Below are 13,000 nucleotides of genomic sequence, written 5' to 3' on the forward strand. Positions count from 1 at the left end.
GGAAAACAATATATTGATTAGTATATTGTTTATCGCATGATGATCAATATGACCGCCTGTGGGAGGGCAAGATGGAGACAGTTGCAACACAACACGCCGAATACAACCTCGACGCCATGCGTGGCTCGGCCTACAAGGCCAGCTCGCTGCTCAAGGCCATGGGCAATGCCGACCGTTTGATGCTGCTGTGCCAGCTATCGCAGGGCGAGCATTGCGTCAGCGACCTCGAACAAAAAGTGGGCATCGGCCAGCCGACCCTGTCGCAGCAGCTGGGTGTGCTGCGCGAAGAGATGCTGGTGGCCACGCGGCGCGATGGCAAGCAGATTTATTATCGCGTCGCCAGCGCGCCCGTGCTGGCCGTGCTGCAAGTGCTGTACGCGCAATTCTGCGCGCCGCGTCTGCCGTTCAACGACGAAGCGGACTGAGGCCGACCATGACGATTGCTTGGCAGCACTTCACGCCTTGGGCCTCGCTGGCGGGCGGCATGCTGATCGGCCTGGCCGCTGCGCTGCTGATTTTGTTCAATGGCCGGATCGCCGGCATCAGCGGCATTGTCGGCGGCTTGCTGCGCCCGCGCCAGGGCGACCTGGGCTGGCGCATCGCCTTTCTTGCCGGCCTGATCGGCACGCCCCTGCTGTGGCAGTTGTGGCAAGTCTTGCCGCCCGTGCAGATTGAGGCGGGTACGTTGGCCCTGCTCGTGGCGGGCTTGCTGGTGGGCGTGGGCGTGCGCTATGGCGCCGGCTGCACCAGCGGCCACGGCGTGTGCGGCCTGTCGCGCCTGTCACCGCGTTCGCTGGCCGCCACGTGTGTCTTCATGGCGGCCGGTTTCCTCACCGTGTATCTGTTGCGCCACCTATCATGAAAATCCTGTTTTCCCTGTTGAGCGGCCTCGTCTTTGGCCTGGGCCTGATCGTTTCCGGCATGAGCAACCCGGCCAAGGTGCTCGGTTTCCTCGACCTGGCCGGCGCCTGGGATCCGTCGCTGGCACTGGTGATGGGCGGCGCCATCGGCGTGGCCATGCCCGCCTTCTGGCTGGCGCGCCGGCGCGGCACGGCGCTGCTGGGCGAGCCCATGCAATTGCCCACGTCGCGGCGCATCGACCGGCGCTTGCTGCTGGGCAGCCTGGCCTTTGGCGCAGGCTGGGGCATCGCCGGTTTTTGTCCTGGTCCCGCCCTCGTCTCGCTGCTGGCGGGCCAGCCGAAGGCGTGGCTGTTTGTCGGCGCCATGCTGGCCGGCATGCTTCTCTTTGAAGTGCTGGAGCGCCGCAAGCTGCCTGCGCCGGCCTGAGACGGTACAATCTGGCGCATCGCCACTTTGGATACTGCTTACATGAAGACCGTGATTTTCCGCGCCGGCGCGCGCGCCGCCCTGCTGTGCAGCGTGCTGGCCTTGGCCGCCTGCGGCGGCTTGCTGAAGAAGGAAGCACCGCCCCCTCCCGCGCCCGTGGCCGACGCCTTGCCCAATCCGCAAGTATTACTGCTCGGTGAAGTGCATGACAATGCGCAAGGCCAGCGCCTGCGCGTCGAGGAATTGCGCCGCCGCCTGGCGGCTGGCTGGCGTCCCGTGATCGTCATGGAGCAATTCGATCGCGAAAACCAGGCCTTGCTGACGCGCGCCGCGCGCGATTGCGCCGACCCCGATTGCATCATCCGCGTGATGGAGCAGCCGCGCTGGGACTGGAGCTTGTACCGGCCCGTGCTCGACCTCGTCATCAGCTACCAGCTGACCCTGGTCGCTGGCAACCTGTCGCCGGCCGACGCGTCGCGCATCGTGCGCGACGGCATCCAATGGGCGATGCCGCCCGCCATGGTCGCCACTTACCTGGCCGCGCCCGTGCCGGCCGACATTCTGGAAGGGCAACAGAAGGAAGTGCAGGCGGCCCGCTGCAATATGCTGCCCGACATGATGGTGAGCGGTGTCGTCAATGCCCAGGTGGCGCGCGATATCTGGATGGCCAAGCTGATCCGCGACCAGGCGCCGCGCGACGTGGTGCTGATCGCCGGCAATGAGCATGTGCGCAAGGATATCGGCGTGCCCCGCTGGCTGAAGCTGGCCGACCCGCAACTGAATGTGCGCAGCATCGGCTACCTGGAGCAGGGCGGCAGCGGCTACCAGGGTACGTTCGACCTGACGCAAACGATGCCGGCGCAGCCGCGCCCGGACCCGTGCGCGAAGTTTAACAAGTAATCACTGCTGCACCCGCACCAGGGCGCTGACCCGGCTTGCCGTATCGAGCAGTTTCGGCAGGCTGTGTTCCAGCAAATGCGCCACGGACGGTCCCGCCGTCTGGCCGCTGACATTGATCGCCGCCACCACCTTGCCCGCCCGGTCGAACACGGGCGCGGCCAGGGCGATCAAGCCCTGTTCCAGCTCTTCCTGCACCAGGCACCAGCCCTGGCGCCGCACTTGCGCAATCTCTTCCATCAAGACCTCGATATCGACCTTGGTCGCCGGCGTGATTTTCAGCAATGCCATCTTCGACAGCCGTTCGCGCAGCGCCTCGGGCGCCAGGCCCGACAGCAAGACACGTCCCATCGAGGTGCAGTAGGCGGGCAGGCGGCTGCCGATGCCCAGGTTGATCGACATGGTGCGGTGCGCGGACAGGCGCACGACGTACACGATGTCGTCGCCATCGAGCACGGTGGCCGAGCACGACTGGCGCAAGGTCTGCATCAATTCTTCCAGCAGCGGTTGCGCCTGCGTCCACACGGGCAAGGACGATAAATACGCGTAGCCCAGGTCGAGCACCTTGGGCGTCAAACGGAACAAGCGCCCGTCCGCTTCCACATAACCGAGATGCAGCAGGGTGAGCAGGATGCGCCGCGCGCCCGCGCGCGTCAGCTGCGCCCGTTCCGCCACGTCGCTCAAGGTCTGTTGCGGCGCCTCCGCGCCAAAGCTGCGCAGCACGGCCAGGCCCCGTGCGAACGATTGCACATAGCTGTCGCCGGGACGGGGCGCGCCATCGGCATCAGGGAGTTCTTCGGCGGAAACGGGCGTGCTGCGGCGGTCGGTCATGGTGATTCCAATGGGTCAAGGTGGCAATTATAGCCATGGCGCTGGTGAAAACGGCAAATTGACAAGCGCCCCGATCAGGCATATTCTCACGAATAAGTTCTAAATACGAATATTTGTTCTGCATACGAACAAATGACTGATGAATTTGATTGGGAGGAGACAGCAATGATCGACAAACTGCGTTCCAGCGTGCTTGATGCGCTGGCCGATATCCACGATGGCGCCACCGTCATGATTGGCGGCTTCGGCGGCGCGGGCCAGCCGGCCGAGCTGATCGACGGCTTGATCGCCCAAGGCGCGCGCGACCTCGTCATCGTCAACAACAATGCGGGCAATGGCGATACGGGCCTGGCCGCCCTGCTGAAAAACGGGCAAGTGCGCAAGATCATCTGCTCGTTTCCGCGCCAGGCCGATTCCCACGTCTTCGACGCGCTGTACCGCGCGGGCAAGCTGGAGCTGGAACTGGTGCCGCAGGGCAACCTGGCCGAGCGCATCCGCGCCGCCGGCGCCGGCATCGGCGGCTTTTTCACGCCCACGGGCTATGGCACGGACTTGGCCAAGGGCAAGGAAACACGCGAGATCGACGGCCGCATGTATGTGTTCGAGTCGCCGATCCACGCCGATTTCGCGCTGATCAAGGCGGAGCAGGGCGACCGCTGGGGCAACCTGACCTACCGCAAGACGGCGCGCAACTTCGGTCCCATCATGGCCATGGCCGCGAAAGTCAGCATTGCTTCCGTGCATGAAGTTGCTGAGCTGGGCAGCATCGACCCTGAACACGTCATCACGCCGGGCCTGTTCGTGCAGCGCATCGTGCAAGTGCCGCGCACGGCCACCGGCCCCGCCGGCTTCAAAGTTGCCTGAGGAGTATCAAGTGAACAAATGGAATCGAGATCAAATGGCGGCCAAGGTGGCTGCCGACATTCATGAAGGCGCTGTCGTGAACCTGGGCATCGGCTTGCCGACCCTGGTGGCGAATCACTTGCCGGCCGGCGCGGAGATCATCCTGCACAGCGAGAACGGCGTCATCGGCATGGGCCCCGCACCGGCGCCAGGCGAGGAAGACTACGACCTGATCAACGCGGGCAAGCAGCCCGTCACCTTGCTGCCCGGCGGCAGCTATTTTCACCACGCCGACAGCTTCGCCATGATGCGCGGCGGCCACCTGGACATCTGCGTGCTGGGCGCGTTTCAAGTGTCCGCCACGGGCGACCTGGCCAACTGGCACACGGGCGCCCCGGACGCCATTCCCGCCGTGGGCGGGGCCATGGACCTGGCCATCGGCGCGAAAAAAACCTGGGTCATGATGGAATTGCTGACCAAGACGGGTGAAAGCAAGCTGGTGCAGGCCTGCACGTATCCGCTGACGGGCATCGGGTGCGTCAGCCGCATCTACAGCGACCTGGCCGTGCTCGACCTGGGACCGGCTGGCGCTACCGTCGTCGAGCTGGCCGATGGCTTGAGTTTTGCGCAGCTGCAAGCGTTGACGCCGGTTTCACTGCTGGACGGACGTTAGCAAGCCAGCAATGTTCACATAAATATTTCTTGGAGGAAAACAATATGACTGCAGCGTTTATCTGCGACGCCCAGCGTACGCCCTTTGGCCGCTACGGCGGCAGCCTGTCCGGCGTGCGCGCCGACGACCTGGGCGCCGTGCCCATCCGTGCCTTGATGGCGCGCAACCCGCACGTCGACTGGACTGCTGTTACGGACGTGCTGTACGGCTGCGCCAACCAGGCGGGCGAGGACAACCGCAACGTGGCGCGCATGGCCGCCTTGCTGGCGGGATTGCCCGACAGCGTGCCGGGCGTCACCCTGAACCGTTTGTGCGGCTCGGGCCTGGACGCCATCGGCAGCGCCGCGCGCTTCATCAAGAGCGGCGAGGCGGGCTTGCTGATCGCCGGCGGCGTGGAAAGCATGAGCCGCGCACCGTTTGTCATGGGCAAGGCGGACAGCCCCTTTGCGCGCGGCATGAAAATGGAAGACACGACCATCGGCTGGCGCTTCATCAATCCCCTCATGAAGGCGCAGTACGGCGTCGATTCGATGCCGGAAACGGCGGAAAACGTGGCCAGCGATTTTGGCATCAGCCGCGCGGACCAGGATGCGTTCGCCCTGGCCAGCCAGGTCAAGGCGCTGGCGGCGCAGCAGGCAGGCGTGTTCGACAGCGAAATCTGTCCCGTCAGCATCGCGCAAAAGAAGGGCGAGCCCATCGTCGTCTCCCGCGACGAGCATCCGCGCGCCACCACGCTGGACACCCTGGCCAAATTGAAACCCGTCGTGCGCGCGGATGGCACGATTACGGCCGGCAACGCTTCCGGCGTCAACGATGGCGCGGCGGCCCTGCTGCTGGCCGACGAGGCGAACGCGGCCCGCTTTGGCCTGACGCCGCGCGCCCGCGTGGTGGCCATGGCGACGGCCGGCGTGGCGCCGCGCATCATGGGCATGGGCCCCGCGCCCGCCACCCTGAAAGTGCTGGCCATGACGGGGTTGACCCTGGCCGACTTCGACGTCATCGAACTGAACGAAGCGTTTGCCGCACAGGGCCTGGCCGTGCTGCGCCAGCTGGGAGTGCGCGACGACGATGCGCGCGTCAACCCGAACGGCGGCGCCATCGCCCTCGGTCATCCGCTGGGTGCCTCGGGTGCGCGCCTGGCCATGACGGCCGTCAACCAGCTGCACCGCACGGGCGGGCGCTATGCGCTCTGCACCATGTGCATCGGCGTGGGGCAGGGCATCGCGCTGGTGCTGGAACGCGTCTGACCCTGCTGAAATAAAGTTACCGTAAAATGGGGGACACTGCGGTGTCCCCTTTTTCATCACCGCCTTTTTATCGTGCCGATCAGGAGTCTTCATGTCGTATGTCATTCCCGCAGCCATCCAGCCCAGCGTTCCCGTCACCGGCAGCGTTGATACTTTCCCGGTCCACCGTATCTATTGCGTGGGCCGCAACTATGTCGACCACGCCAAGGAAATGGGCCACTCGGGCCGCGAGGCGCCGTTTTTCTTCATGAAGCCAAACGACGCCGTGCTGCCCGTGCCAGCCGGCACGACGGGCGAGTTGCCGTATCCGGCGCAAACGCAGGATTTCCAGCACGAGATGGAACTGGTGGTGGCCATCGGCAAGGGTGGCAGCGATATCGGCGTGGCCGATGCGCTGAGCCACGTGTGGGGTTATGCGATCGGCCTGGACATGACGCGCCGCGATGTGCAGGGCGCGGCGAAAAAGCAGGGCCGCCCGTGGGAAACGGGCAAGGCATTCGAGCACTCGGCGCCCATCGGCCCCATCACGCCGGCCGCGCTGGCGGGCGACGTCAGCCATGCCGCCATCACCCTGCACGTGAACGGTGCGTTGCGTCAAGGCAGCAGCGTCGACATGCTGATCTGGAACGTGGCCGAAACCATCGCCGACCTGTCGACCTATTTCACCTTGCAGCCAGGCGACCTGATCTACACGGGCACGCCGGCCGGCGTGGCGGCCGTGCAGCGCGGCGACGAGCTGCTGGGAGCCATCGATGGCCTGGGCACCTTGCGCGTGAAAGTGGTCTGAGCTGACAAGGAGACTGGCATGATGAGCGATACTTATGCTGTAGCGCAACCCACGCGCGCCGAGATCGACGCCCTGGCGGGGCCGGCCCTGCTGGAATTCGGCACGGGCTGGTGCGGCCATTGCCGCGCCACCGAGGCGCCGCTGGCCGCCGCGTTGGCGCAGCACCCCGGGGTGTCGCACCTGCGCGTGGAAGACGGCCCCGGCCGTGCCCTGGGACGCTCGTTCCGCGTGAAGCTGTGGCCGACCCTGATCTTTTTGAAAGATGGCCAGGAAGTGGCGCGCCTCGTGCGCCCGCTCGATAGTCGCGAGATCGAGCAGACTTTTGTATTGATTGATGCGTAGATCGGCGTAGGTCGGCTTAGCGCAGCGTAAGCCGACACCACCGCAAGGCATGCACCATCACAACTTCTTGCCGCACCGCACCACTGCGCGTATGATAAGCCGCTTACAGCAAGATCAACCGCATCCTTCGTGATGCAGCGCGATCATCGCCGGCCCGCTCCACCCGGAGGGGCCGCAGGCAAGGATTCACCACAAATGACCGATGCCGCGATGCCGACGCGCGGGTCTGGTACGGAATGCCTGGCGATACGCCGGGCCTGATACACGTCGCCCATCCCCTGACGCCTTTCCTGCCGTGCCCCGGGTAACCGGATGGCGCACGACCGTTGTTTCTCTAAATCAGCACCGATCACGGCGTGTTAGCGCGCGTTGCCGGCAGTTCGCTACGGCAACAAAAACCGTTGTTTTTTGTTTGTAAATTTAATAGCAAATGCGCGGCAAATGCCCTCGCGCACGGCTATGATATGCGAACGACACGGAGACAACGTGCTGTGCTGCTGCCTGAAAAAACATCCAGAGAATGGCCTTTAGACACCCTCCCCAAGGAGCGCAGTAAATGAGCATCCCCCCCAAGAAAAATTCCCCCGGCACGGTGCTGTTCGCCAGCCTGATCGGCACCACCATCGAGTTCTTTGACTTTTATATTTACGCCACCGCCGCCGTGCTGGTGTTCCCGAAACTGTTCTTCCCCGCCGGCGACCCGTCGGCCGCCGTGCTGCAGTCGCTGGCCACGTTCGCCATCGCCTTCTTCGCCCGCCCCATCGGTTCGGCCGTGTTCGGCCACTTCGGCGACCGCATCGGCCGCAAGGCCACCCTCGTGGCGGCCTTGCTGACCATGGGTATCTCCACCGTCATCATCGGCTTGCTGCCGACCTATGCCGCCATCGGCACCCTGGCGCCGCTGCTGCTGGCGTTGTGCCGTTTCGGCCAAGGCCTGGGCCTGGGCGGCGAATGGGGCGGCGCGGTGCTGCTGGCAACCGAGAACGCGCCACCGGGCAAACGCGCCTGGTACGGCATGTTCCCGCAGCTGGGGGCGCCGATCGGCTTCTTCCTGTCGGGCGGCATCTTCCTGCTGCTCAGCGAAACCCTGACCGATGAGCAATTCTTCAGCTACGGCTGGCGCATCCCCTTCCTGGCCAGCGCGCTGCTGGTCATCGTCGGCCTGTATGTGCGCCTGAAGATCACGGAAACGCCGGACTTCCAGAAAGTCATCGACAAGAACGAAGTCGTCAAACTGCCCGTCGCCACCGTGTTCCGCCAGCATGGCCGCATGCTGTTCCTGGGCACCATCATCGCCCTGGCCACCTTCGTGCTGTTCTACCTGATGACGGTGTTTGCCTTGAGCTGGGGTACGACCAAGCTGGGCTTCACGCGCAAGGAATTCCTCGTCGTGCAACTGTTTGCCGTGCTGTTCTTCGCCCTGACGATTCCGTTTTCGGCCGTGCTGGCCGACCGCCGCGGCCGCCGCGCCACCATGATCTGGGTCTCCGTCGCCATCGCCGTCTTCGGCCTGGTGCTCGCGCCCATGTTCGGCTCGGGCGTGACGTGGGAAGTGACCGTCTTCATGGCTGTCGGCCTGGGCCTGATGGGAATGACTTACGGACCGCTGGGCACCATGCTGTCCGAGCTGTTCCCGCCCGAAGTGCGTTACACGGGCGCCTCGCTGACGTTCAACCTGGCGGGTATTCTGGGCGCCTCGCTGGCGCCGTACATCGCCACCTGGCTGGCCACCAACCATGGCTTGCAATACGTGGGCTATTACCTGTCGCTGGCGGCCGTGCTGACCCTGGGCGCGCTGCTGATGGTGGGCAAGCCACGCGCAGGCAAGGAAGCCTGGGAATAAACGAGTCAACGCGCACGCACCATCTGAGTGCCCCACAAGCCGCCAGCTGCCCAGCTGGCGGCTTTTTTTATTGCGCCGCCGCGTGGCCGTAGCAGGCCTTGAGCCCCGTGTAGTCGTAGAAGACGCTGCCCGGCGCGATGCGGGCGCTGTCGCACGCTGGCTGGAACGGTGTTTCCTTTTCGTTGTACAGCAGGCGCACGATGAGCTGAGCATCGCCGTTGCGGTACACGTCCCACTGCATGTTGGCCGCCAGCGGCGAGACGCTCTCGCCACGCCATGGATTAGTGTCATAACTATAGCTGGCCGAAGCCGGCAGCGGCTGCTGCAAGCCCATGGCCGAAGCGAGCGGGATGATCATCTCGGCGTGCGTGAAGCGCAGCTTGGCCGCGTGGCGCAGGTCACCAGCCGCCAGCGCATCGACTTCATTGAAAAAATCCTCGCGCAAGGCCAGCGCGAAGCGCCAGGTCACGCCGCTGCTTTCCGTGGTGGCCGGTCCCTTCTGATAAAAATCCTCGTGGTCGGCGACAGACGCGTAATAGCGCGCATCCTCGGCCGGCATGTAGCGGCTGAAATCGGCCGGCACCTCATGCCGCATGCCGGCGGCGATCGCGTAGAGCTCATACAATTTCGTCGCGGCGGCATTCGGGCTGCGGATGACGGTCTTGCCGCTGCCCGTGATGGTGCGCGTGAGTTTGCCGTCCGCGCTGGTGAAAGTGTAGCTTCCCGTGTCCGCGTAGCTGGTGGCGCCGCCGTTAAACTGCGCCAGGAAGGCCGGTGTGAACAGCCGTTCGAGTACATGGCGCGCATGCGCGGCCGCTGCCGGTTCCCTGGCCGGAGCGTCCATCAGCGCATGCAGCTGTTTGGTCCGTTCGTAGCGCTGGTAAGCCTGGCTGGCGGCATAGGTGGTGAAATACGGGTTGGCGCGATCGGCGACCAGATCCATCCGCGGCGCCAGCTTGTGCGCGTACAGCAGGAAACGGTTGACGCCATCCGCTTGTAATATCGGCTGTACTGCGGGCGTGCGACCCTGCGGGTACGGCGCCGGCGCGGGCGGCAGGGTCAGCAAGGGTGCCAGCGCGGGTGCGTGTTCGAGCAGCGATTGCGTGAAGAAGCGCGCACTGTCGCGTGCGCGGTCCACGCCGGAATGGATGGTGACGAGCTGGCGCGGCGCCGTGGCCGCATCCTGTCCCACTTGCGCGAACAGGGTGGGCAGGCGCGCCAGCAGGCGCGCGGCCAGTTGCCGGTGCTCGTCGATGCCCGTCTGCGTCAGGTTGCCATAGCCGGGTGATTCGATGCCGGCCACGCCATGGCCGAGCAGGGCGTTGGCCCGCATCAGGGCCAGGATATCGGCACCCAGTTCGCGTCCCAGCGGCGTCAGGGCATCCTGCGCGGCCGCCTGCCGCCACATCGCGTACAGGGCCGCGTCGCCCTTCATGCCGGTCAGCCCGCGCGAACCGTGGCGCGCCACCAGTTGCGTGAAGATGGGCTGGAAGCCGGCCGGCGGCGCGGCATACGTGGCCGGGTCCTGCTGCGGCGCGTACGGCGTCTTGGTTTGATAGTCGCCGTCGAAGGCGAGGGCAGGACTGGCGCAGCAGGCCAGGGCCAGCAGCATGCGGGACAGGGGAAACGGTGGCGACATGGTTTTTTCTCGGTGGATAATTTCTCGAATACAAGCCTAGCACTGAACGAAAAAAAAGGCGGGCACGGCTGAATGCCGGCCCGCCTGTGCTGTCAGCGCAGCGCGTCAGCCTACCACTTCGGCGTGTACTTCAAGGTGAACTGCACGTTGCGTGGGTCGCCATAGTAATTGTTCGAACCGGTGGTGTTGTAGGCCGGGATGATATAGCGCTTGTCGAGCACATTGTTGACGTTGACCGACAGGGCCACCTGCGGCGTGGCTTGCCAGGCCAGGCGCGCGTTCCAGAGCGAGAAGCCGGCAACCTTGAATTTGTACGCGGTATCGAGCGTATGGCTTTGCGTGTTGACGCCGGCGCCCACGCTGAACTTGTCCCAGGCGCCGGGCAACGTGTAGCTGGACCACACGCGCAGCATGTGTTTCGGCGTCCAGGTGGAAAAGACCTTGCCCTGATTGTCCGGGTCGTTCAGATACGTCGTCGTCGTGTAGGCGTAGCCGGCCGACAGCTGCAGGCCGCGCGCCACTTCGCCGGACACTTCCGCTTCCAGGCCCTGGCTGCGCACCTTGCCCGAGGCGCGCGAGCAGTACCCGTCGGGGCACACCATGCCCGCCTCATAGTCGGTGACGGCACGGTTCTTGTGGTCGTAGCGGAACACGGCCAGCGAGGTGTTCACCTTGCCATCCATCAGCTCACCCTTGATGCCCGCCTCGTAGTTTGTGCCCGTGACGGGTTTGAGTACCTTGTCTTGCGCATCGCGGATGCTTTGCGGCGTAAAGATGTCGGCATAGCTGGCGTAGGCCGACCATTGCGGATCGAGCGCGTAGATCAGTGCCGCCGATGGCGTGAACCTGGCGCTGGCGTTGAGCTGCTCTTCGGGACCTGTGGGCGTCGCGTATACGAAGTCATACCAGCTGAAACGTCCGCCCAGCACGGCTTTCAGCTTGCCGGTCAACTGGCCGTTCCAGCTGCCATACAGACCCTTCTGGCGTATTTCGTAGGTGCTGACGGGCCGCACGCCGCGCGCGGCGATGCTGTCGATATCTTGCCATGGGCGGTTATGCCTGATGTTGAAGACGTCCGCACCGGATTCCCAGGCGCGGGCATAGACGTCGTCCGACGCCAGCGTGACATAGCTGGCGCCCACGAGGACTTCCTGCGCCATGCCCAGGCCGTCGAATTTGCCGCGCACGTAGGCATCGATGCCGCGCTTGCGGTTGTCGAAATCCATGCCAAAGTCGCCATAGCGCGCGCCGCTGCCGTCGGGATTGATGGGCATGGCCACGCGCTGGTGCACGGAGCTGGTGTTTTCTTTCATGCTCACGGCCGATGCCTTCAGGCTCCACTGGCTGTTGAGATGGTGTTCCAGGTCGAGATACACGTTGGTTTGCCTGGCTTCGCTGCGGTTCCAGTCGGCGCCCGTGAAGGTGGAGCGGGGCAGGTTCAGCGCGCTGCCGTCCGCATAGCGGGGCAGGCCGATGAAGGTGGGGCGGCCATGGTCATTGACGTTGCTGACGGCCAGACCCAGGGTGGTGGCCGGTCCCAGGTCATAGTCGAGCGCCGCGTACAGGGTGCGGTTCTTGCTCCACACCCGGTCGACGAAGGAGTGGGTATCGTCTTCATCGACAATCACGCGTCCGCGCAGGCTGGCGTCCGCGTTCAAGGGGCTGCTGACGTCGAGCTGGGCGCCAACATGGTCCCACGAGCCGGCGCGCGCCGTCATGCTGACACTGCGCGTGGCGGTCGGGCGCTTGCGCACCAGGCTGACGGAACCGCCGGGGCTACCCGTGCCGACCAGCATGCCGGAGGCGCCGCGCAGCACTTCCAGGCGGTCGTAGATGACCATGTTTTCCTGGCCCCAGTTACCCAGCGCATAGGTGTTGCGGTCGATCGGCACGCCGTCGTACTGCCATTGATCGATCTGGAAGCCGCGCGCCGTGATCACCACGCCCGGCCCCACGCCATGCACGCCCACCACGCCGGTGACGTTGTTGACGGCGACACGCAAGTCCGTGATGCCCTGGTCGTCCAGGCGCTGGCGCGTCAGCACGCTGACCGATTGCGGAATGTCCTTCATCGCTTGCTCGCCCTTGCCGATGCTGATCTTGCGCGCCGTGTAGGAACCGCTGCCTTCCGTGGCGGCGCCTTGCTCGGCCTGGCCGACGATGGTAATCGAGGGCATGGTGCGCTCGGATGCCGAGGCGGCACTGGCCGCCGCCGTGGGCGTGGACGCCGGCGCGGCCACCAGCACATAGCCGGTGGACGTCTTGCCGATGGCGTAGCCGCTGCCGCGCAGCAGCGCGGCGAAACCGTCATCGATGGCGTAGCTGCCCTGCAGGCCGGCACTGGTCAAACCCTGCACCTTGGCAGCGTCGATGGCGATGGAGACGCCCGCCTGCTGGGCATAGCGGTTCAGGGCGCCGGCCAGCGGACCGGCGGGGATGGCGTAGCTGGCGACGCCCGGTGCAGCCTGGGCGGTAGCCTGGACATGCAGGCCGGCGCCGGCCAGCAGCATGGCCGCCAGGGCCAGCGGGCGCAGCCGCGTGCGCACGGTGTTCGGGGATGAAACGGCAAGGACTTGAACGGACATGGTGACAGCCTTTTTTGAATGATCTC

At 65.1% G+C, this 13,000-nt stretch carries 13 protein-coding genes; 10 read left to right on the plus strand and 3 right to left on the minus strand.

The features are described 5' to 3' along the window. Positions 1-71 precede the first annotated feature (71 nt). The 4 genes from KY494_RS22170 to KY494_RS22185 are packed head-to-tail and all read left to right on the plus strand — an operon-like array spanning position 72 to position 2,187. Positions 72-425 (plus strand): helix-turn-helix transcriptional regulator, encoded by a 354-nt coding sequence (locus tag KY494_RS22170; protein ID WP_071075569.1) that lies wholly within the window; start codon positions 72-74, stop codon positions 423-425. A gap of 8 nt (positions 426-433) precedes the next feature. Further along, positions 434-862 carry a YeeE/YedE family protein gene (locus KY494_RS22175; protein ID WP_219888252.1) on the plus strand — a complete coding sequence of 143 codons (429 nt, stop codon included), beginning with the start codon at positions 434-436 and terminating at the stop codon, positions 860-862. Then, on the plus strand, positions 859-1,287 hold the full coding sequence (locus KY494_RS22180; RefSeq protein WP_219132796.1) for a YeeE/YedE family protein: 429 nt from the start codon (positions 859-861) through the stop codon (positions 1,285-1,287). The genes KY494_RS22175 and KY494_RS22180 overlap by 4 nt, the downstream gene beginning before the upstream one ends. A gap of 42 nt (positions 1,288-1,329) precedes the next feature. Beyond that, the gene (locus KY494_RS22185; RefSeq protein WP_219888253.1) at positions 1,330-2,187 is read left to right on the plus strand and encodes a ChaN family lipoprotein; all 858 of its coding nucleotides are present in this window, start codon (positions 1,330-1,332) and stop codon (positions 2,185-2,187) included. Here KY494_RS22185 and KY494_RS22190 read toward each other — a convergent pair whose 3' ends face one another. Further along, positions 2,188-3,015, minus strand: coding sequence for an IclR family transcriptional regulator C-terminal domain-containing protein (locus KY494_RS22190; protein WP_219888254.1), 828 nt, complete (start codon positions 3,013-3,015; stop codon positions 2,188-2,190). It abuts the gene before it with no gap. Between the two features lie 165 nt (positions 3,016-3,180). Between KY494_RS22190 and KY494_RS22195 the strand changes: the two genes are divergently transcribed. The 6 genes from KY494_RS22195 (at position 3,181) to KY494_RS22220 (ending at position 8,750) form a co-directional block, all read left to right on the plus strand. Next, positions 3,181-3,879, plus strand: coding sequence for a 3-oxoacid CoA-transferase subunit A (locus tag KY494_RS22195; protein ID WP_219132799.1), 699 nt, complete (start codon positions 3,181-3,183; stop codon positions 3,877-3,879). Positions 3,880-3,889: 10 nt separating this feature from the next. Further along, the gene (locus KY494_RS22200; protein WP_257571954.1) at positions 3,890-4,531 is read left to right on the plus strand and encodes a 3-oxoacid CoA-transferase subunit B; all 642 of its coding nucleotides are present in this window, start codon (positions 3,890-3,892) and stop codon (positions 4,529-4,531) included. A gap of 44 nt (positions 4,532-4,575) precedes the next feature. After that, positions 4,576-5,778, plus strand: a complete 1,203-nt coding sequence (pcaF, locus tag KY494_RS22205) for a 3-oxoadipyl-CoA thiolase (protein ID WP_219888255.1) — start codon at positions 4,576-4,578, stop codon at positions 5,776-5,778. Between the two features lie 91 nt (positions 5,779-5,869). After that, the gene (locus KY494_RS22210; protein ID WP_219888256.1) at positions 5,870-6,565 is read left to right on the plus strand and encodes a fumarylacetoacetate hydrolase family protein; all 696 of its coding nucleotides are present in this window, start codon (positions 5,870-5,872) and stop codon (positions 6,563-6,565) included. Positions 6,566-6,586: 21 nt separating this feature from the next. Then, positions 6,587-6,907, plus strand: coding sequence for a thioredoxin family protein (locus KY494_RS22215; protein ID WP_375143493.1), 321 nt, complete (start codon positions 6,587-6,589; stop codon positions 6,905-6,907). A gap of 556 nt (positions 6,908-7,463) precedes the next feature. Continuing rightward, entirely contained in the window at positions 7,464-8,750 is a 1,287-nt protein-coding gene (locus KY494_RS22220; RefSeq protein ID WP_219888258.1) for an MFS transporter, read from the plus strand. A gap of 67 nt (positions 8,751-8,817) precedes the next feature. Here KY494_RS22220 and KY494_RS22225 read toward each other — a convergent pair whose 3' ends face one another. Together KY494_RS22225 and KY494_RS22230 are read right to left on the minus strand one after the other, a co-directional pair. After that, positions 8,818-10,389, minus strand: a complete 1,572-nt coding sequence (locus KY494_RS22225; RefSeq protein WP_219888259.1) for a histidine-type phosphatase — start codon at positions 10,387-10,389, stop codon at positions 8,818-8,820. Positions 10,390-10,499: 110 nt separating this feature from the next. Beyond that, entirely contained in the window at positions 10,500-12,974 is a 2,475-nt protein-coding gene (locus KY494_RS22230; protein WP_219888260.1) for a TonB-dependent receptor, read from the minus strand. Between the last annotated feature and the right edge of the window lie 26 nt (positions 12,975-13,000).

It is taken from the genome of Janthinobacterium sp. PAMC25594 (genome assembly GCF_019443505.1).
In the GTDB taxonomy this organism is placed as follows: Bacteria; Pseudomonadota; Gammaproteobacteria; order Burkholderiales; family Burkholderiaceae_D; genus Janthinobacterium.

Excerpts from the sequence above, each read along its gene's own strand:
- KY494_RS22170 (WP_071075569.1), top strand. The coding sequence starts at position 72 with ATGGAGACAGTTGCAACACAACACGCCGAATACAACCTCGACGCCATG.
- KY494_RS22175 (WP_219888252.1), top strand. The coding sequence starts at position 434 with ATGACGATTGCTTGGCAGCACTTCACGCCTTGGGCCTCGCTGGCGGGC.
- KY494_RS22180 (WP_219132796.1), top strand. The coding sequence starts at position 859 with ATGAAAATCCTGTTTTCCCTGTTGAGCGGCCTCGTCTTTGGCCTGGGC.
- KY494_RS22185 (WP_219888253.1), top strand. The coding sequence starts at position 1,330 with ATGAAGACCGTGATTTTCCGCGCCGGCGCGCGCGCCGCCCTGCTGTGC.
- KY494_RS22190 (WP_219888254.1), bottom strand. The coding sequence starts at position 3,015 with ATGACCGACCGCCGCAGCACGCCCGTTTCCGCCGAAGAACTCCCTGAT.
- KY494_RS22195 (WP_219132799.1), top strand. The coding sequence starts at position 3,181 with ATGATCGACAAACTGCGTTCCAGCGTGCTTGATGCGCTGGCCGATATC.
- pcaF (WP_219888255.1), top strand. The coding sequence starts at position 4,576 with ATGACTGCAGCGTTTATCTGCGACGCCCAGCGTACGCCCTTTGGCCGC.
- KY494_RS22210 (WP_219888256.1), top strand. The coding sequence starts at position 5,870 with ATGTCGTATGTCATTCCCGCAGCCATCCAGCCCAGCGTTCCCGTCACC.
- KY494_RS22215 (WP_375143493.1), top strand. The coding sequence starts at position 6,587 with ATGAGCGATACTTATGCTGTAGCGCAACCCACGCGCGCCGAGATCGAC.
- KY494_RS22220 (WP_219888258.1), top strand. The coding sequence starts at position 7,464 with ATGAGCATCCCCCCCAAGAAAAATTCCCCCGGCACGGTGCTGTTCGCC.
- KY494_RS22225 (WP_219888259.1), bottom strand. The coding sequence starts at position 10,389 with ATGTCGCCACCGTTTCCCCTGTCCCGCATGCTGCTGGCCCTGGCCTGC.
- KY494_RS22230 (WP_219888260.1), bottom strand. The coding sequence starts at position 12,974 with ATGTCCGTTCAAGTCCTTGCCGTTTCATCCCCGAACACCGTGCGCACG.